The sequence below is a fragment of the Pseudomonas sp. R19M genome (assembly GCF_050312585.1).
GTDB classification, from domain to species: Bacteria; Pseudomonadota; Gammaproteobacteria; order Pseudomonadales; family Pseudomonadaceae; genus Aquipseudomonas; species Aquipseudomonas palleroniana.
The window spans coordinates 1-19,484 of sequence record NZ_JBNPJV010000024.1; the positions used below are offsets into that span (position 1 = coordinate 1).

At 60.8% G+C, this 19,484-nt stretch carries 18 protein-coding genes; 9 read left to right on the top strand and 9 right to left on the bottom strand.

The window, feature by feature from the left end; translation table 11 throughout:
- Nucleotides 1–76: 76 nt before the first annotated feature.
- The 6 genes from era to lptF all read right to left on the bottom strand — a co-directional run bounded on the left by era (nt 77) and on the right by lptF (nt 6,815).
- Complete coding sequence (gene era / locus ACQRBT_RS03875; RefSeq protein WP_016978271.1) at nt 77–979, bottom strand: GTPase Era; 903 nt, start codon at nt 977–979, stop codon at nt 77–79.
- Nucleotides 972–1,661, bottom strand: a complete 690-nt coding sequence (rnc, locus tag ACQRBT_RS03880) for a ribonuclease III (protein ID WP_033902449.1) — start codon at nt 1,659–1,661, stop codon at nt 972–974. Before rnc ends, era begins: the two co-directional genes overlap by 8 nt.
- A 152-nt stretch (nt 1,662–1,813) precedes the next feature.
- Nucleotides 1,814–2,668, bottom strand: a complete 855-nt coding sequence (gene lepB / locus ACQRBT_RS03885; RefSeq protein WP_060754982.1) for a signal peptidase I — start codon at nt 2,666–2,668, stop codon at nt 1,814–1,816.
- Nucleotides 2,669–2,673: 5 nt separating this feature from the next.
- On the bottom strand, nt 2,674–4,473 hold the full coding sequence (lepA, locus tag ACQRBT_RS03890; protein ID WP_090366560.1) for a translation elongation factor 4: 1,800 nt from the start codon (nt 4,471–4,473) through the stop codon (nt 2,674–2,676).
- A 151-nt stretch (nt 4,474–4,624) separates the two neighbouring features.
- Complete coding sequence (gene lptG, locus ACQRBT_RS03895) at nt 4,625–5,704, bottom strand: LPS export ABC transporter permease LptG (RefSeq protein WP_104995602.1); 1,080 nt, start codon at nt 5,702–5,704, stop codon at nt 4,625–4,627.
- Nucleotides 5,697–6,815, bottom strand: a complete 1,119-nt coding sequence (gene lptF / locus ACQRBT_RS03900; RefSeq protein ID WP_090366562.1) for an LPS export ABC transporter permease LptF — start codon at nt 6,813–6,815, stop codon at nt 5,697–5,699. The genes lptG and lptF overlap by 8 nt, the downstream gene beginning before the upstream one ends.
- 283 nt (nt 6,816–7,098) lie before the next feature.
- Between lptF and ACQRBT_RS03905 the strand changes: the two genes are divergently transcribed.
- From ACQRBT_RS03905 to rlmF, 5 genes are all read left to right on the top strand, one after another.
- The gene (locus ACQRBT_RS03905; protein WP_412047726.1) at nt 7,099–8,589 is read left to right on the top strand and encodes a leucyl aminopeptidase; all 1,491 of its coding nucleotides are present in this window, start codon (nt 7,099–7,101) and stop codon (nt 8,587–8,589) included.
- A gap of 159 nt (nt 8,590–8,748) precedes the next feature.
- Nucleotides 8,749–9,177, top strand: coding sequence for a DNA polymerase III subunit chi (locus ACQRBT_RS03910; RefSeq protein ID WP_060754987.1), 429 nt, complete (start codon nt 8,749–8,751; stop codon nt 9,175–9,177).
- Between the two features lie 7 nt (nt 9,178–9,184).
- Nucleotides 9,185–9,568: a hypothetical protein gene (locus ACQRBT_RS03915; protein ID WP_060754988.1), complete on the top strand. Its 384-nt coding sequence runs from the start codon at nt 9,185–9,187 to the stop codon at nt 9,566–9,568.
- A gap of 212 nt (nt 9,569–9,780) precedes the next feature.
- On the top strand, nt 9,781–12,627 hold the full coding sequence (locus ACQRBT_RS03920; RefSeq protein ID WP_090366567.1) for a valine--tRNA ligase: 2,847 nt from the start codon (nt 9,781–9,783) through the stop codon (nt 12,625–12,627).
- A 177-nt stretch (nt 12,628–12,804) separates the two neighbouring features.
- Complete coding sequence (rlmF, locus tag ACQRBT_RS03925; protein ID WP_090366569.1) at nt 12,805–13,824, top strand: 23S rRNA (adenine(1618)-N(6))-methyltransferase RlmF; 1,020 nt, start codon at nt 12,805–12,807, stop codon at nt 13,822–13,824.
- Nucleotides 13,825–14,026: 202 nt separating this feature from the next.
- Here rlmF and ACQRBT_RS03930 read toward each other — a convergent pair whose 3' ends face one another.
- The gene (locus ACQRBT_RS03930; RefSeq protein ID WP_003188840.1) at nt 14,027–14,308 is read right to left on the bottom strand and encodes an HU family DNA-binding protein; all 282 of its coding nucleotides are present in this window, start codon (nt 14,306–14,308) and stop codon (nt 14,027–14,029) included.
- Nucleotides 14,309–14,706: 398 nt separating this feature from the next.
- Between ACQRBT_RS03930 and yejK the strand changes: the two genes are divergently transcribed.
- A complete protein-coding gene (yejK, locus tag ACQRBT_RS03935; protein WP_090366571.1) occupies nt 14,707–15,711 on the top strand; it encodes a nucleoid-associated protein YejK in 1,005 nt (334 codons plus the stop codon).
- Nucleotides 15,711–16,061: a glutaredoxin family protein gene (locus ACQRBT_RS03940; RefSeq protein ID WP_412047725.1), complete on the top strand. Its 351-nt coding sequence runs from the start codon at nt 15,711–15,713 to the stop codon at nt 16,059–16,061. Before yejK ends, ACQRBT_RS03940 begins: the two co-directional genes overlap by 1 nt.
- A gap of 151 nt (nt 16,062–16,212) precedes the next feature.
- Here the strand turns inward: ACQRBT_RS03940 and ACQRBT_RS03945 are convergent, their stop codons facing one another.
- The gene (locus ACQRBT_RS03945; protein WP_244697627.1) at nt 16,213–17,190 is read right to left on the bottom strand and encodes a FecR family protein; all 978 of its coding nucleotides are present in this window, start codon (nt 17,188–17,190) and stop codon (nt 16,213–16,215) included.
- Nucleotides 17,187–17,765 carry an RNA polymerase sigma factor gene (locus ACQRBT_RS03950; RefSeq protein ID WP_412047724.1) on the bottom strand — a complete coding sequence of 193 codons (579 nt, stop codon included), beginning with the start codon at nt 17,763–17,765 and terminating at the stop codon, nt 17,187–17,189. Before ACQRBT_RS03950 ends, ACQRBT_RS03945 begins: the two co-directional genes overlap by 4 nt.
- Nucleotides 17,766–18,054: 289 nt before the next feature.
- Here ACQRBT_RS03950 and ACQRBT_RS03955 point away from each other — a divergent pair, with 289 nt between their 5' ends.
- A complete protein-coding gene (locus ACQRBT_RS03955) occupies nt 18,055–18,543 on the top strand; it encodes a sigma-70 family RNA polymerase sigma factor (protein WP_104996207.1) in 489 nt (162 codons plus the stop codon).
- Nucleotides 18,540–19,481: a FecR domain-containing protein gene (locus ACQRBT_RS03960; RefSeq protein WP_412047723.1), complete on the top strand. Its 942-nt coding sequence runs from the start codon at nt 18,540–18,542 to the stop codon at nt 19,479–19,481. The genes ACQRBT_RS03955 and ACQRBT_RS03960 overlap by 4 nt, the downstream gene beginning before the upstream one ends.
- The last annotated feature ends 3 nt before the right edge of the window (nt 19,482–19,484 follow it).

A 19,484-nucleotide genomic window follows, 5' to 3' on the forward strand; every position in this document is an offset into this window, starting at 1 on the left:
GTCACTTATGTATTAACTGACCCACCGCCATCGGGAGCAAGCCCCCTCCCACATTTTCAGTCCTGCGGTGTTCTGCTTAAAGGTCGCCGTAACCCAGAGAACGCAGTGCGCGCTCATCATCGGACCAACCACCTTTCACCTTCACCCAAAGGTTGAGCATGATCTTGGAGTCAAACAGCAACTCCATGTCCTTGCGCGCTTCGGTGCCGATGCGCTTGATGCGCTCGCCCTTGTCGCCAATGATGATTTTCTTCTGGCCGTCACGCTCGACGAGGATCAGCGCATGGATATGCAGGGTCTTGCCCTGCTGCTTGAACTCTTCGATTTCCACGGTGATCTGGTACGGCAGCTCGGCGCCCATCTGGCGCATGATTTTCTCGCGCACCAGTTCGGCGGCGAGGAAACGGCTGCTGCGGTCGGTGATCTGGTCTTCCGGGAAGAAGTGCTCGTTCTCCGGCAGGTGCTCGGCGATCACACGCTCCAGCGCATCGAGATTGTGCCCGTGCTGAGCCGAAATCGGGATGATCTGGGCGTTCGGCAGTTGTTCCTGCAGCCAGCTCAGGTGCGGCATCAGCTCGGCTTTGTCTTCGATGCGGTCGGTCTTGTTCAGGGCGACGATCAACGGGCCGGTGACATACTGCACGCGCTCCAGAACCATCTGGTCTTCGTCGGTCCACTTGGTGCGGTCAACCACGAAGATCACCACATCGACGTCTTTCAACGCGGCCGACGCCGTCTTGTTCATGTAGCGGTTGAGGGCTTTCTCGCCACCTTTGTGCATGCCCGGGGTGTCGACGTAGACCGCTTGCACGTTGCCTTCGGTCTTGATGCCCAGCATGTTGTGGCGGGTGGTCTGCGGCTTGCGCGAGGTGATCGCGAGCTTCTGGCCCAGGATGTGGTTCAGCAACGTGGATTTGCCCACGTTCGGGCGTCCAACGATGGCGACATAGCCACAGCGTGTTGCGGTTGAATCAGTCATGGCCATTCTCCACGCCCAGGGCAATCAGTGCTGCAGCGGCCGCTACCTGTTCGGCAATACGACGGCTCACACCCTGGCCTCGGCTTTTTTCGTTCAGTAAGGTGATTTCACATTCCACGAAGAATACGCGGCAATGGGGCTCACCCTGGATGTCCACCACTTCGTAGCGTGGCAGTTCGCAACCGCGCGACTGCAGGAATTCCTGCAGGCGGGTCTTGGGGTCTTTGTTGGTATCGACCAGCGTCAGGCTCTCGATCTCAGAGGTCAGCCAGGCAGTGACGCGCTCCTTCGCCGCTTCCATGCCGGCATCGAGGTAGATCGCACCGATCAGCGCCTCAAGGGCATCGGCCAGGATCGACTCGCGGCGGAAACCACCGCTTTTCAATTCACCGGAACCCAGGCGCAGGTATTCGCCCAGGCCAAAACCACGGGCCAGTACCGCCAGGGTTTCGCCTTTCACCAACCGTGCACGCAGGCGTGACAGCTGGCCTTCGCGGGCTTGAGGGAAACGCTCGAACAGCGCCTCACCGGCAACGAAATTGAGGATGGCATCACCGAGGAATTCCAGGCGCTCGTTATTACGCCCTGCAAAGCTGCGGTGTGTGAGGGCAAGGACCATCAATTCCTGGTCCTTGAAGGTGTAGCCGAGCTGGCGCTCGAGACGACTTAGAGAAACGGTCACGGTTTATCCATATCTAGTTGGTGGCACCGGCGGCCATCGACGATTGACGCAGTGTTCAAATTCAAATCCTGATTGGTGTCGCATGAAGCCGGGCCAATGTTTGTCCCAACCCCAGAAAAGCATTCGGCGCTGTGTGAACAGCGCCGTCTGTATTACTTGATCAGCCCGACCCGCGAGAAGTTCGGCAGGTGGCTGAGCTTGGGTTCCGGCCAACTCATCCAGACCGCAAAGGCCTTGCCGACAATGTTCTCGTCGGGAACCATGCCCAGCAGGTCCTTGGGAATGCTGGGGTCATCCCAGTAGCGGCTGTCGTTGGAGTTGTCCCGGTTGTCACCCATCATGAAGTAGTGACCGGCCGGCACTTTCCACTGGCCATCAGGCATTGCGCGGTAGCGGCTCATTTCCTTGCGGATTTCGTGCTCTACCGTACCGAGTTTTTCCTGGTACAGCTCGGCGCTGCCCAGGGTGTTCGGCTCGGTGCCCAGCAGCTTCTCGGCCACCGATTCACCGTTGACGAACAGACGCTTGTCGCTGGTGTAGCGGATCACGTCGCCCGGCAGGCCCACGACACGCTTGATGTAGTTGACGTTCGGGTCGCTTGGGTAGCGGAACACCATCACATCGCCGCGCTGCGGGTCACCCACCGGGATGACTTTCTTGTCGATCACCGGCAGGCGAATCCCGTAGGAGAACTTGTTCACCAGGATGAAGTCGCCCACGTCCAGGGTAGGTTTCATCGACCCAGACGGGATCTGAAACGGCTCCACCAGGAACGAGCGCAACACCAGCACGATGAACAGTACCGGGAAGAACGACTTGCCGTATTCAACCAGCAGGGGCTCTTTGTTCAGCTTTTCGACCACCACCGCATCGGGCTGGCTGACGCTGCCCTGATAGGAGGCGATAGCCGCCCGCCGACGCGGGGCGAAGAACACCAGATCGAGCAACGCCAGGAGACCGCAAACGGCAACGGCGATGACCAGCAACAGCGGGAAATTTAGCGACATAGGACCTAACTATCCAACCTGAGCACCGCAAGGAAGGCTTCTTGTGGAACTTCCACGTTACCTACTTGCTTCATGCGTTTTTTACCGGCCTTTTGCTTCTCAAGCAGCTTGCGCTTACGGCTTACGTCACCGCCGTAGCATTTGGCCAGCACGTTCTTTCTGAGAGCCTTGACGGAGGTCCGCGCAATGATCTGCCCGCCGATGGCGGCCTGGATCGCGACGTCGAACATCTGGCGCGGAATCAGTTCTTTCATCTTCTCGGTCAACTGCCGACCTTTGTAGTGCGCGTTGTCCTTGTGCACGATCAACGCCAGTGCATCTACCTTGTCGCCGTTGATCAGCACATCCAGTTTCACCAGATTAGCCGATTGGTAACGATCGAAATGGTAATCCAGCGAAGCATAGCCGCGACTGGTGGACTTGAGGCGGTCGAAGAAGTCCAGAACCACTTCGTTCATCGGCATATCGTAGGTCACTTGCACCTGTGTACCGAGGAACAGCATGTCGCGCTGGACGCCACGCTTCTCGATGCACAAGGTGATGACGTTGCCCAAGTGCTCCTGCGGAACCAGGATATTGGCCCGCACGATAGGCTCGCGCATGTCTTCGATCGCCGACAGATCCGGGAGCTTGGACGGGTTATCGACGTAAATCGTTTCACCGGTTTTCAGCAACAGCTCAAAAATAACCGTTGGCGCGGTGGTGATCAGGTCCAGGTCGTATTCGCGCTCAAGGCGCTCCTGGATGATTTCCATGTGCAACATGCCCAGGAACCCGCAACGGAAGCCGAAGCCCAGGGCGTCGGAGCTTTCCGGGGTGTACTGCAACGACGAGTCGTTGAGGGTCAGTTTTTGCAGGGCTTCGCGGAAATCTTCGAAGTCGTCGGAACTGACCGGGAACAGGCCGGCGTAGACCTGTGGCTGAATGCGCTTGAAGCCCGGCAGTACGTCGACGTCCGGCGTGCTGCTCAGGGTCAGGGTGTCGCCCACTGGCGCACCGTGAATGTCCTTGATACCGGCGATGATGAAACCTACTTCACCAGCTTTCAGATCAGCGGTCGCGGTGTGTTTCGGGTTGAATACACCGACGCTGTCCACCAGGTGGATCTTGCCGGTGGACTTGACCAGGATCTTGTCGCCCTTCTTCACGCGGCCGTGGCGCACGCGGACCAGGGAAACAACGCCCAGGTAGTTGTCGAACCAGGAGTCGATGATCAACGCTTGCAGCGGGTCTTCGATGTTGCCGGTCGGGGCGGGAATGGTGTGCACCAGGCGCTCGAGCACTTCGTCGACACCCAGGCCGGTCTTGGCGCTGCAGGTGACGGCGTCGGTGGCATCGATGCCGATGATCTTCTCGATCTCTTCCTTGACGCGCTCAGGCTCGGCCTGGGGCAAGTCGATCTTGTTCAGCACGGGCATGACTTCCAGGCCCTGCTCGATCGCGGTGTAGCAGTTGGCAACCGACTGCGCTTCAACGCCCTGGCCGGCGTCAACCACCAGCAAGGCACCTTCGCAGGCCGCCAGGGAACGGCTGACTTCGTAGGTGAAATCGACGTGGCCTGGGGTGTCGATGAAGTTCAGCTGGTAGGTAATGCCGTCTTTGGCCTTGTAGTACAAAGTAACGCTGTGGGCCTTGATGGTGATCCCGCGCTCGCGCTCGAGGTCCATGGAATCCAGTACCTGGGCTTCCATTTCACGCTCGGCGAGGCCGCCGCACATCTGGATGAATCGATCGGCCAGCGTCGACTTGCCATGGTCAATGTGGGCGATGATGGAGAAATTGCGGATATGACTCAAATCACTCACGGGTCAACACTCAAAAAGGCTGCAGGCAGATTGCCCGCTGAAAAATAGCCGGGAATTGTACCTGATGCTCAGGCCAGACGTCATCTTTGCTGACCAGAACAAAAATGCCCCGATCTCTCGACCGGGGCATTTTTTGTTCATAAGCGCAGTATCAACCGGCCCGGCGCAGCAGCCACAACCCGGCCACGGCGCAGATCGCCGTCGGCACCAGCACCGCAAACAGCGGAGAAAAACCAAACACCAGGCTCGATGGGCCAAGCAGATCCTGGGCGATACGGAACGTGAAGCCCACCAGCACGCCGGTGAATACCCGCTGGCCGAGGGTCACGGAACGCAGCGGACCGAAGATGAAGGAAATCGCCATCAAGACCAACGCAGCGGTGACCACCGGTTGCAGCACCTTGACCCAGAACGCCAGCCAGTAGCGGCCGTTATTCAGGCCCTGGTCCTTGAGGTAGTGGATATAGCTCCACAAACCGGAGATCGGCAGGGCTTCCGGGACCATCACCACGGTATTGAGCAGTTCCGGCTTCAGGGCGATGTCCCATGGCTCGGAGGCCACGTTGATCACTTCGGTGCTGGCGTTGGTGCCTTGGCCCACATTGCGGAAATAGGTGGTGGTGACATCACTCAACTCCCACTTCTCGGCACTGTACTGCGCACGCTTGGCAAAGCTGGAAGTCAGCATGTGCCGCTCTTTGTCGAACGTATAGCGGGTTACCCCGATCAACAGGCCGCCCGGCTGCACGGCGTTGATATGGATGAACTCGTCACCCTGGCGGTGCCACAGACCGTGCTTGGCGCTTTGCGCATCCCCCGACCCCTGGGCCAGGGCGCGATTGGCCTGGGCCGTGGCTTCGGCAGGTGGCGCTACGTATTCACCGACGAGCACGCTGCAGGCCATCAGCAGGAGCATGGGCTTCATCACCGCCCAGACGATACGCCCGATGGACACACCGGCGGCACGCATGATGGTCAGTTCGCTGCTGCTGGCCAGGCTGCCGAGGCCGATCAGGCAGCCGATCAGCGCCGCCATCGGCATCATGTCGTAGACACGACGAGGCGCGGTCAATGCGACGAAGCTCAATACGTCCGTGACGGTATAGGTGTCAGTGACATTGCCGACTTCGTCGATGAAAGCGAACAACGAGGCCAGGCCAAGGATGATGCCCAACACCGCCAGGATGGCGATCAGTACGCTGCTACCTATATAGCGATCAAGCTTAGCCACGGGCCAACTCCTTCAGGCCACGACGGCTCTTCATTTTCAAACGGATAGGTTCCCAGTAGAGCAGCCCCAGGCCGATCGCCAGGAATATCCCATGCACCCACCACAGGCCCAGGGCCGGCGACAACCTGCCCTTCTCCAGGGAGCCACGGGCGGAAATCAGGATGGTCAGGTAGGCCATGTACAGCAGGATCGCCGGCAGCAGCTTGAGGAAACGGCCCTGGCGCGGGTTGACCCGGGACAGCGGCACGGCCATCAAGGTCACGATGAACACCAGCAGCGGCAGGGAAATCCGCCATTGCAACTCGGCGATGGAGCGCAGTTCCTGGCTGCCGAACAACGAGGCAGTCGGGAGCGCGTCGCGGTCGGTTACCTCTTCACTGATTTCAGGCTTGGCCAGCATCACACCATAAGTGTCGTACTTGATCGCCCGATAGTCCGCGAGGCCAGGGCTGCCGTCATAACGATAGCCATTTTCCAGGATCAGGTAGCGGCTGCCGTCAGGGCGTACTTCCTGGCGCCCGCTATTGGCCACCAGAATCGAAATGCCGCGGTCTTTCTGGTTCTGGCCGAAGTTTTTCTGGGAAATGAACACACCACCGAGGTTGGAGCGGTCATCGGTCATGGTTTCGGTATAGGTCACCCGCGTGCCGTCGTTGAGCGCCTGGAAGCGCCCGGGCTCCAGGGTGTCGAACTCGGTCATCGCATCCTGTTTGTTCAGCAGCAGCTGGAACTGCATGGCGCCCTGGGGCGCCAGACTCATGCTCAACCATGCCACCACCAAGGCAACGCCGGCGGCCGGCACCATGGTCATGGCCAGCAGACGCTGCTGGCTCATGCCGGTGGCCGAAAGCACGGTCATTTCACTTTCGAGGTACAACCGGCCATAGGCCAGCAGAATGCCCAGGAACAGGCCAAGCGGCAGGATCAACTGCAGGAAGCCCGGCAGGCGAAAGCCCATGATCAGGAACAGCGAGCCCGGGTCCAGAGCCCCGGAAGCGGCCTGGGCCAGGAATTTGACGAAACGACCACTCATGGTGATGACCAGCAATACCGCACTTACGGCACTCAGGGTCAACAGGACTTCGCGGGACAGATAACGGAAGACGATCAAACCAGACACTCCAGGGTTGTCAGGCTAAGGCGGCCAAACAAGCAAGCATAACGAGTCGACCCGTTTGCACGGGCCGGCTAAAAAGATTGCGCATTATCCTGTGATTGACCGCGCCTGTCACGGAGCTTACTCATGCGCGTGCACAAAGCATGTGGCAAGGGTTGTCAGGTTCCGTCGGCGAGGTTCAAACTGCGGCCTTTGCCGCTGGCAGTTTACCAAGCCGCCAGGCGTTAAAGCCTGCGTACAAACCTCAGGCTCACAGACCTTGATAAGGGACCCGAAAATGGAATTGGTTGTAAAAAGCGTTAGCCCCGAAACGTTGAAAACCGCCACCCTCGTGGTCGCTGTCGGCGAAGGCCGCAAACTCGGCACCGCCGCCAAGCAGCTGGACGAATTGAGCGGTGGCGCCATCAGCGCCGTGCTCAAGCGCGGCGACCTGGCCGGCAAAGTCGGCCAGAGCCTGCTGCTGCAAAGCCTGCCCAACCTCAAAGCCGAGCGCGTCTTGCTGGTTGGCGTGGGCAAGGACGCCGAACTGGGCGACCGTCCGTTCCGCAAGATCATCAGCGGCATCCTCAGCACCCTCAAGGGCCTGGGCGGTAGCGAAGCGACGGTGGCACTCGATGAAATCGTCGTAAAAGGCCGCGACAGCTACGGCAAGACGCGCCTGCTGGCCGAAACCCTGGTCGACGGCGGTTACATCTTCGACCAGTTCAAGACCCAGAAAGCCGAACCCCGCGCCCTGAAAAAAATCACCCTGCTGACCATCAAGGCCGCCCAGGCTGAAGTCCAGCGCGCCGTGACCCACGCCCAGGCCATCGCCAATGGCATGTCGTTCACCCGCGACCTCGGCAACCTGCCGCCGAACATCTGCCATCCGACCTTCCTCGGCGAACAGGCCAAGGCGCTGGGTAAAGAGTTCAAGGGCTTGAAAGTCGAAGTGCTCGACGAGAAGAAGATCAAGGAACTGGGCATGGGCTCGTTCTATGCCGTGGGCCAGGGCAGCGACCAGCCGCCACGCCTGATCGTGATGCAATACAACGGCGGCAAGAAGTCCGAGAAGCCTTACGCCCTGGTGGGTAAAGGCATCACCTTCGACACCGGCGGCATCAGCCTCAAGCCGGGCCTGGGCATGGATGAGATGAAGTACGACATGGGCGGCGCCGCCAGCGTCTTCGGTACCCTGCGTGCCGTGCTGGAGCTGAAACTGCCGATCAACCTGGTGTGCATCCTGGCCTGTGCCGAGAACATGCCGAGCGGCGGTGCTTCGCGCCCAGGCGACATCGTCACCACCCTGAGCGGCCAGACCGTCGAAATCCTCAACACCGACGCCGAAGGCCGCCTGGTGCTGTGCGATGCCCTCACCTACGCCGAACGCTTCAAGCCGCAGGCCGTGATCGACATCGCCACCCTCACCGGTGCCTGCGTCGTCGCCCTGGGTTCCCACACCTCGGGCCTGTTGGGCAACAACGACGAGCTGATCGAGCAACTGCTCATCGCCGGTAAAGCCGCCGACGACCGCGCCTGGCAATTGCCGCTGTTCGATGAGTACCAGGAACAGCTGGATAGCCCGTTTGCCGATATCGCCAACATCGGCGGCCCGAAAGCCGGCACCATCACCGCGGCCTGCTTCCTGTCGCGCTTCGCCAAGAACTTCAACTGGGCGCACCTGGACATCGCCGGCACGGCCTGGACCAGCGGCGGCAAGGACAAGGGCGCCACTGGTCGTCCGGTTCCACTGCTGACCCAGTACCTGCTGGATCGCGCCAAGGCCTAACCCTGTAGGAGCGAGAATGTCGTGGCGAGGGAGCTTGCTCCCGCTGGACTGCGCAGTAGTCCCCAGCTTTTCTGGGGCCGCTTCGCGCCCCGGCGCAAGCAAGCTTGCTCGCCACAATACGCTCGCTTTTATCCCGGTTGAGGCCGTTCAGGAACCGTAATGACCCAAGTCGACTTCTATATATTGCCCAGCGCCGACCCGCTCGCGCGCCTGGACTTTGCCTGCAAACTCACCGAAAAGGCCTGGCGCATGGGCCATCGCATCTACCTGCACTGCAGCGATGCCGCCCAACGTGACGAGCTCGATGCCCGCCTGTGGCGCTTCAAGGGTGAAAGCTTCGTGCCTCACGGCCCCGCCGAATCCGAACCCGACGGACTGGTCGTCCTGGGATTGGGCGACAGCTGCGGCGATCACCATGACCTGCTGGTCAACCTCGACCTGAAAGTACCGCCCTTTGCCAAGGCGTTCGCCCGCGTGGCAGAAGTGGTGGTGGAAGATCCGGCTATTCGTCAGGCCGCGCGGGAGAGTTTCCGTTTCTACCGCGAACAGGGCTATCCTCTGCAAGATCACCGGCTACAACGACTTTGAGTAAATGATGGACACTTCCAACCCTTTAAAAAAAGACGACCACCTGCTGGACGACCTGGAGTCGATCCGCAAGTTGCTGGGTGATGATGACTTGCAACCGCCGCTGCTGACCGAGACGGTCGAAGGCGAGGTACAGATTCCGCTGCTGTTCGACATGGTCGGCGGCAAACCCGTCGCACCGGAACCGGTTGCGCAGGCGCCCGCCGTCGAGCCGGCCCCCGCCGAAAAAGGCCAAGACGCCCTGCTGCTGCACCTGGACAACGAACTGCGCGCCGCCGCGCAACTGATCATGCAGGACGTGATCGACGACTTTGCCCCGCACATCGAAACCGAGATCAAGCGCCGGCTGGATGCGCGGATGGAGCGGTTGCTCAGCCAGTACCAGTCTTAAATCAAACAAAGATCCTCTGTGGGAGGGGGCTTGCTCCCGATAGCGGGGTATCAGCTACCCCTGAACTGGCTGGTCCACTGCTATCGGGGGCAAGGCCGCTCCCACATTTGCCCCCCATACACCTCAAGCCCGTCTTCGCCTCGCCCTGCGCCCTATCCCCCGTTATACTTGCCGGCTTTCCTGAATTAATGCCAACTAGGGTCCCGCCGCGCATGGATAAGACCTACCAGCCGCACGCCATCGAAACTTCCTGGTACAACACCTGGGAATCCGAGAATTATTTCGCCCCGCAAGGCGCGGGCGATTCCTACACCATCATGATTCCGCCACCGAACGTCACTGGCAGCCTGCACATGGGCCATGGCTTCAACAATGCGATCATGGATGCGTTGATCCGTTTCCGCCGTATGCAGGGTCGCGACACCCTGTGGCAGCCGGGCACCGACCACGCCGGTATCGCCACCCAGATGCTGGTGGAACGCCAACTCGAGGCCACCGGCCAGAACCGTCACGACCTGGGCCGCGAGAAATTCCTCGAGAAAGTCTGGGAATGGAAAGACCAGTCCGGCGGCAATATCAGTCGTCAGATCCGTCGCCTCGGCTCGTCCGTAGACTGGAGCCGCGAGCGCTTCACCATGGACGATGGCCTGTCGGAAGCGGTGAAGGAAGCCTTTGTGCGCCTGCATGAAGACGGCCTGATCTACCGCGGCAAGCGCCTGGTCAACTGGGACACCAAGCTGCACACGGCGATTTCCGACCTCGAAGTGGAAAACCACGACGAGAAAGGTTTCCTGTGGAACCTCAAGTACCCGCTGGCCGATGGCGCCAAGACTGCTGAAGGCAACGATTACCTGATCGTCGCGACCACCCGTCCGGAAACCATGCTCGGCGACGCCGCCGTAGCCGTCAACCCGAACGATGAGCGCTACCAGGCGCTGATCGGCAAGTTCGTCGAACTGCCGCTGGTCGGCCGTCGCATCCCGATTATCGCGGACGACTACTGCGACCCAGAATTCGGCACCGGCTGCGTGAAAATCACCCCGGCCCACGACTTCAATGACTACGAAGTCGGCAAGCGCCACAACCTGCCGCTGCTGAACATCTTCGACAAAAATGCCGCCGTCTTGCCGGCCTGCCAGGTCTTCAACCTGGACGGTACGCTGAACGACAGCATTGACGGCAAGATCCCGGCTGAATACGTCGGCCTAGACCGTTTCGAAGCACGCAAGCAGATCGTCGCCGCCTTCGACGCCGCCGGCCTGTTGGTCAGCGTTGACGACCACGGCCTGAAAGTGCCGAAGGGCGACCGCTCCGGCACCGTGATCGAGCCGTGGCTGACCGACCAGTGGTACGTGTCCACCAAACCGCTGGCAGAACCTGCGATCGCCGCCGTGGAAGATGGCCGCATCCAGTTCGTGCCCAAGCAGTACGAAAACATGTACTTCTCGTGGATGCGCGACATCCAGGACTGGTGCATCAGCCGTCAACTGTGGTGGGGCCACCGCATTCCGGCCTGGTACGACGAATCGGGCAAGGTCTATGTAGGCCGCGATGAAGCCGAAGTCCGTGCCAAGCACAACCTCGGTGCCGACATTGCGCTGCAACAGGACAACGACGTACTGGACACCTGGTTCAGTTCGGGCCTGTGGACCTTCTCTACCCTGGGCTGGCCGCAGCAGACCGAATTCCTCAAGAAATTCCACTCTACCGACGTGCTGGTCACCGGCTTTGACATCATTTTCTTCTGGGTCGCCCGGATGATCATGCTGACCATGCACCTGGTGAAGAACGAAGATGGCACGCCGCAGGTACCATTCAAGACCGTGTACGTGCACGGGCTGGTGCGTGATGGCCAGGGCCAGAAGATGTCCAAGTCCAAGGGCAACGTGCTGGACCCGCTGGACATCATCGACGGCATCGACCTGGAAACCCTGGTGCAGAAACGCACCTCGGGCCTGATGCAGCCGAAGCTGGCGAAGAAGATCGAGAAGCAGACCCGCGACGAGTTTGCCGACGGCATCGCCAGCTACGGCACCGATGCCCTGCGCTTCACCTTCTGCTCGCTGGCGTCCACCGGTCGCGACATCAAGTTCGACATGGGCCGCGTCGAAGGCTATCGCAACTTCTGCAACAAGATCTGGAACGCGGCGCGCTACGTGCTGGATAAAGGCGAAGACTGCGGCCAGAACGGCGAAGCCTACGAGCTGAGCCTGGCCGACCGCTGGATCATCTCGCAGTTGCAACGTACCGAAGCCGAAGTCACCCGCCAACTTGACCAGTTCCGTTTCGACCTGGCCGCACAGGCCTTGTACGAGTTCATCTGGAACCAGTATTGCGACTGGTACCTGGAGCTGTCCAAGCCCGTGCTGTGGGACGAGAACGCGCCGATCGAACGCCAGCGTGGCACCCGTCGCACCCTGGTGCGCGTGCTCGAAGTGGCACTGCGCCTGGCGCATCCGTTCATGCCGTTCATCACCGAAGAAATCTGGCAGCGCCTGGCGCCGCTGGCCGGTATCGAAGGCAAGACCATCATGCTGCAACCTTGGCCGGTGGCCAACGAAGCGCGCATCGATGAGGCGGCCGAAAGCGATATCGAATGGCTCAAGACCCTGATGCTCGGCACGCGCAACATCCGCGCCGAGATGAACATCGGGCCGGGCAAGCCACTGGCGGTATTCGTCAAGAACGCCAGCGCCGAAGACCAGCGTCGCCTCAGCGAGAACGATGCACTGCTCAAGAAGCTGGCGAAGCTGGAGTCCATCACTGTCTTGGCTGATGGCGCCGAAGCACCGCTGTCCGCCACCGCACTGGTCGGCGACATGGAAGTGCTGGTGCCGATGGCCGGCCTGATCGACAAGGGCGCCGAACTGGCGCGCCTGGACAAGGAAATCGCCCGCCTGCAAGGCGAAGTGCAGCGTGTGGGCGGCAAGTTGTCCAATGCAGCTTTTGTCGACAAGGCGCCGGCTGAAGTGATCGACAAGGAGCGCGCCAAGCTCGCCGAGGCTGAACAGGCCTTGGGCAAGCTGGCGGAGCAGCATGCGCGGATTTCCAGCCTGTAAGGCGGAACCTGTGTGAAAAAGGAGACCTTCGGGTCTCTTTTTTTTGCCTGGAACTCCCCAATTCCAGGCTGGCAATACAATCAAGGTGGAGGGGGGCCTGCCCTCTCCCACATTTGCCCGAGATCACCTCGGGATGTGTGACAATGCTCGCCACTTTGAGCCAACACCAGAATCATCATGACCGCCCCCAGTACGCCAAAACCTCCGCGCAAGAAGCCTAAAACCGCAGCCACGGCCAAACCCGTCGTGCCGCGCAAAGAGGCCACCCTGCACCCGCGCAACCGCCACACAGGCCGTTACGACTTCCCGGCGCTGATCAAGACCACGCCGGAACTGGCGAAGTTCGTGATCATCAACCCGTACGGCAAGGAAAGCATCGACTTCGCCAGCCCGGAGGCGGTGCGGGTCTTCAACCGGGCGCTGCTCAAGGCCTTCTATGGCATCCAGCACTGGGACATCCCCGCCGACTACCTGTGCCCACCGGTGCCTGGGCGCGCCGACTACGTGCACTTCCTCGCCGACCTGCTGGCCAGCACCAATGACGGCAAGATCCCGCGCGGTTCTATCGTCAAGGTGCTGGACGTCGGCATGGGCGCCAACTGCGTCTACCCCCTGATTGGCTACATGGAGTACCGCTGGAACTTCCTGGGCTCGGACGTCGACCCTGTCGCCGTTGCCGCAGCCAAGGCCATCGTGCAGTCCAACGACCTGGGCAAAGTCATTCAACTGCGCCAGCAACCCAATCCCAAGCAGATCCTGCTGGGCTTGCTGGAACCGGGCGAGCGCTTTGACCTGACGATGTGCAACCCACCGTTCCATGGGTCCATGGAGGAAGCCACCAAGGGCAGCGAACGCAAGTGGCGTGCCTTGGGCAAGGCGGATCCCAAGCGCAAGTTGCCGGTATTGAATTTCGGTGGCCAATCGGCCGAGTTGTGGTGTGAAGGCGGTGAAGCACGCTTTGTGACGCAGCTGATTGCCGAGAGCGCGCATTTTGCCCACAAGGTGTTGTGGTTCAGCACCCTGGTGTCAAAAGCGTCGAACCTGCCCGCGATCGAGACGGCACTGAAAAAGGCCGGCGCGCTGGAAAGCCAGGTGGTGGAGATGTCCCAGGGGCAGAAACAAAGCCGTTTCGTCGCCTGGACCTTCCAGACCAAGAACGAACAACTGATCTGGCGCCAACGCTGGGTCCGCAACTGACCCCTGTAGTGAGCGGGCTTGCCCGCGCTGGGCTGCGAAGCAGCCCCATTCCAGACACTGCATTTCTCCAGCCTGACCACAATTGCCGGTTTAGGGCGGCTTCGCCACCCAGCTCGGGCAAGCCCGCTCACTACAAGGCAAATCGCAGGCAATAAAAAACCGTGCCCGGATCGCTCCGGAGCACGGTTTTTTTTGCTGCGTCTTACTTGTTAACAGCGTCGGTCAGGCCTTTGGCCACAACCAGCTTGATAACTTTCTTGGCAGCGATTTCGATGGCAGCGCCAGTCGAAGGGTTACGGCCAGTACGGGCAGGACGCTCGGTCACTTTCAGTTTGCCAACGCCTGGCAGAGTGATTTCGCCGCCGTTTTCCAGCTGATCAGCAACAACTTGGCTCAGTTGGTCCAGCAGAGCGCGCACGGTAGTTTTCGGTGCGTCTACTGCTTCAGCCAGGTCAGCGATCAGTTGGTCTTTAGTAATAGCCATTGTGGTGTTCCTTCCCTATCAAATTCATATGGATTGCAGAGTGCAGTGTCAGCCATCGAGCCCGACCGTCTAGGCCTGGCACCCCAGGCTTAATAACCGCGGAGATCGGGGTTATAGATGCTTGAAACGGGGATTGGTTCGACCTGACAGATGCTGAATGCACGCTTAACGCCGAGACTTGGCGTAAGACGGGGCAAAACTAGCACAGAGACGGGGAAATATCCGCCTCTACCTAGCCATTTGGTCAGCTTTATCGCTCTAAACCGTGAAAAAAAGGCATATGCCCCGTCAGAGAGCATCCAAAATAGCCTTCCAGGCGTGTCTTGACCAATGGGTGCGGTACACTGAGCGACTTTTCGGGGAGGCCACCGGCTCCCCTTCAACCAGCCGAGAAGCCTATGCCGATCCGTCATTGCATCGTCCACCTGATCGACAAAAAACCCGACGGCACACCCGCAGTTCTTCACGCCCGCGATACGGAGCTGTCCGAATCCGCCGCCATCGAGAATATGCTTGCCGACCTCAACGAGAGCTACAACGCCAAACAAGGCAAGGCCTGGGGGTTCTTCCATGCCGAGTCCGGCGCGCACCCGTTCAGCGGCTGGTTGAAGGAATATTTCGACGGTGCCCAGGATTTCACCCGTTTCAGCCGGATGGCGGTCGAACACCTGCAAAAGCTGATGGAGGAGTCCAACCTCTCCACCGGCGGCCACGTGCTGTTTGCGCACTACCAGCAAGGCATGACCGATTACCTGGCCATCGCCCTGCTGCACCACAGTGAAGGCGTGGCGGTGACCGACGAGCTGGACGTGACCCCGTCGCGCCACCTCGACCTTGGCCAGTTGCACCTGGCAGCGCGGATCAATGTGTCCGAGTGGCAGAACAACAAGCAATCCAAGCAGTACATCTCGTTTATCAAGGGCAAGAACGGCAAGAAGGTCTCGGAGTACTTCCGCGACTTCATCGGTTGCCAGGAAGGCGTCGACGGGCCGGGCGAGACCCGCACCTTGCTCAAGGCGTTCAGCGACTTCGTCGAAAGCGAAGACCTGCCGGACGAATCCGCCCGCGAGAAAACCAAGACATTGGTGGATTACGCCAGCAGCCAGGCCAAGCTCGGTGAACCCATGGGCCTGGAAGAACTGTCGGGCTTGATCGATGAAGATCGGCCAAAAGCGTTCTACGACCATATCCGCAACAAGGACTACGGCCTGTCGCCGGAAATCCCGGCGGATAAGCGCACCCTCAACCAGTTCCGCCGTTTCACCGGCCGCGCCGAAGGCTTGTCCATCAGTTTCGAGGCGCACCTGCTGGGCGACAAGATCGAGTACGACGAAGCCGCCGGCACCTTGATCATCAAGGGCCTGCCAACCCAACTGACCGACCAGCTCAAGCGCCGCAACTGATGCTCGGCGGGGTGTTGAAGAAAGTCTTGCTGGTGTTGCTGGTGGTGGTTGTAATCCAGAACTGGGGCAAGATCGAGCGGGTGTTCAACCCCTCGCAGGTGGTTTCGGAGCCGGTACGCGCCTCGGCGCGCGTGGTGCTCTACTCCACCGAGTGGTGTGGCTACTGCAAGCAGACCCGCCGCTTCCTGGACCAGAAAGGCATCCCCTACCAGGCCTTCGACATCGAGAAGGACGCCCAAGCGCGCAAGGCATATGAAGCGTTGGGAGGTGGCGGAATTCCGTTTGTGGACGTGAACGGCACGTTGATCCGTGACTACAACCCGGACGCGATCATGGCCGCGCTGAAGTAATCCACTCGACAAAACACCGCAGAACTCCATGTGGGAGGGGGCTTGCTCCCGATTGCAGTGTGTCAGCGCCAGCTGTTCTGGCTGATTCACCGCCATCGGGAGCAAGCCCCCTCCCACATGGGGTTCTGCGGCGCTTTTATCTTACGTGTGACTAACGCAATACAATCATCCGGCCAAGAATCTCGTGCTGCTCAAACCCCAGCACCGCCTGCAAGGCATTCAACACGGCTTGCGGGTCTTTGCTCGGAAAGCTGCCACTCACACGTTTGCCGGCCATCTCGTCGTTGAGCAACAGAATGCGCCCGGGGTAGTAACGCCCCAGATCCTTGACCACATCGGCCAAGGGCGCCTTGTAGTAGTTGAGCCAACCGTCACGCCAGGCCAGGCGTGATTCGCTGTCGACCGGGTGCATGGGTTCGGCGACACCGTCGGCGTAGGCCACTTGCTGGCCTGCCGTCAGAATCTGTTGCTGGCCCTGCCTGGACGGCGTCACTGCGACCCGCCCGGAAAGCACCGTCACCTGGGCACCCGCCGGTTGCAGGCGCACCTCGAACTGCGTGCCCAGCACCCGCGCTTCACCGCTGTCGGCGCCCACTACAAAGGGTTGGCCGGTGTGAGTCACGCTGAAAAAACCGGCGCCGCGACGCAATTGGATATGGCGCTCGCCCTGGCTGAAATCCACGGCAATGGCACTGTCGGCATCCAGGGTCACTTGGGATTGATCGGCCAGGGTGACGGTCCTCACCTCACCGGGCGCCGTCACATAGTCGGCGCCCAAATCATCGACCCAACGCGACGGCTGCCAGCCTGCGCCCATGCACACCATCAACAGAAGGCTCGCGGCTATCGCCAGTGCACCGGACCAGCGCACCAACCGTGAGCGCTTGGGGGTGTTCATCGCATTGAGGTAGCCCTGCAGGGCCAGCGCCTCTTCAGCCGCCAGTTTACGTGCCGGCACTTCACTCAGTTCCCACAGCACTTGCGCCTGGGAGTAGGCCTCGACGTGCGCCGGGTCGGCGCGCAACCACCGGCTGAAGGTCGCCTGGTCGCCACTGCTGGGCTGGTCGTGCAACAGGCTCAACCAGTCGAGCGCGGCCTGCTCCTGAGCGGGTGTGGGGGTGACGTTCACGGTGCTTTCCCTGGCGTGCGTGGAGGCGGCGGTTCTCGAAGGCTGGCCTTGCAGGCTTCGAGGGCACGCATCATATGTTTTTCCACGGCACTTTGGGACAAGCCCATGGCCTGGGCGATCTGCGCATACTTGCGGCCATGGATGCGGTTAAGCAGGAAAATCTGCCGAGTGCGCTCCGGCAAACTGCGCAAAGCGGCTTCGACATGGCGCAAATCATTGCCCGCTTCGAGTGCCGCCTGGGGTTCGCAGCCTTGGTAGTCCTGCTGCTCCGGCAACCAGCCTTCGCTGCTGCGCACCCGCGCGCTTTCGCTGCGCAAATGGTCGATGGCAATGTTGCCCGCGCAGCGCAACAGGTAGGTGCTGAGTTCTTCGACTTGCACCAGCGGCCGGCGCCAGAAACGCAGGAACAGGTCCTGCACCAGGTCGGCCGCCGTGGCACGGCAACCCACGCGGCGGCTGACCAACGCTTCCATCTGCGAGCGCTGGGACAAGAACACCTGCAAGAAATGCGCACGCCCACCGGCCGCATCGGTGTGCGGGTGGTCCTGGGATTCCGGTGGGGTGCCGACCCTCATGGCAGCATCCGCCAACACAGCACCGCCAACAGAATCACGGGCGCCACTACGACACGCGACGTCGCGGCCAGTCGGTAGGAAGCGGACAGTGAGGTTGTGCTGTGCATGCGGGAGGCGCCAGGATCATCAGTGCGCGATATTAATGATAAATATTCTCATAAGCAAAAGAGAACGGATGAATCACCTGCGTCCTTTATCGAGCTGCAGGATTGCCCAACGTTGTCATGCAACCTACAATGCGAACAATTCTTGTTCTCTGACGCACACCAATGTTCGTGGAGTGATCGCGTTGCAGCCGTCCAACACCGTCGAAGTCCTGTACCACGACCATCACCACTGGCTCACAGGCTGGTTGCGACGCAAGCTCGGCTGCCCTGAAAGTGCCGCGGACCTGGCGCAAGACACCTTTATCCGGGTGCTGACCGCACGGGAAACCCCAACCCTGATCGAACCCCGCGCCTTCCTTACCACCGTGGCCAAGCGTGTCCTGTTCAACTACTACCGTCGCCAGGACCTGGAACGCGCCTACCTTGACGCCTTGGCGCAACTGCCCGAGCACGTAGCGCCTTCGGAAGAAGAACGCGCCATCCTCCTGCAAACCCTGCTCGAGCTGGACCAACTGCTCAACGGCCTGCCGCTTCAAGTCAAACGCGCCTTCCTGCTGGCCCAGCTCGACGGCCTGACCTACGCGCAAATCGGCGCGGAACTGGGCATCTCGATTGCCACCGTCAAACGCCACCTGAATAAAGCAGCCATGCGTTGCTACTTTGCCCTATGAACTTCTCGACCCACGTCGCCGAGCAGGCCGTGCACTGGCTGATGGAAATGCAGCAAAGTGGCCTCAACCCGCGCCAGCATGCGGCCTGGCAACAGTGGCTGGCGGCCCACAGCGAGCATCAGCGCGCCTGGGAGCATATGCAACGCGTCAACCAGCGCCTGCGCGGCATGCCTTCGCCCCTGGCCCATGCGGCGTTGAACGCGCCGAAGTCCAACAGCCGGCGCCAGGCGCTGAAGTTGCTGCTGATCCTCGGCGCGGGCTCGGCGGCGGCCTGGGGCCTGCGCCAGCAACACATTCTGCCGGCGCTGAGTGCCGACTATCGCAGCCCCGTAGGCCAGCGTCGCAAGGTGCAGTTGGCCGACGGCAGCCAGTTGCAGCTCAACACCGGCAGCGCGGTGGATGTGCACATAGATGGCCGGCAGCGCTCGATCCGCCTGCTCGACGGCGAAATGCTGCTGACGGCCCGGGCGGGTCATTCGCCCCTGCGTGTGCTGACCGGCCAGGGCCTGCTCAGCAGCCAGGCGGCGCGCTTGAATGTGCGCCAGTTCAACGACCACACCCAACTGGCGGTACTCGACGGCCACGTCGAGGTCATGCCCGACCACTACAGCGGCCTGCCACTGATCGTCGAAGCCAGCCGCCAGGTGAATTTCACTCGCAAAGGCTGGGACACCCCGCGCCCCGTCGACGCCAACAGCGGCGCCTGGGCCGATGGCATGCTGATGGCTGCGCATATGCGCCTGGAAGACTTCCTCACCGAGCTGGGACGCTACCGCCGCGGTCAGCTCAATTGCGACCCGCAGGTGGCCAACCTGTTGCTGTCCGGCAGTTATCCGCTGGACGACAGCGAACGCATTCTCGATCTGCTGGAAGTCAGCCTGCCGGTCAAGGTTCGCCGCTTCACGCGTTACTGGGTGAGCGTGCAGGCACGCGCCTGAAAA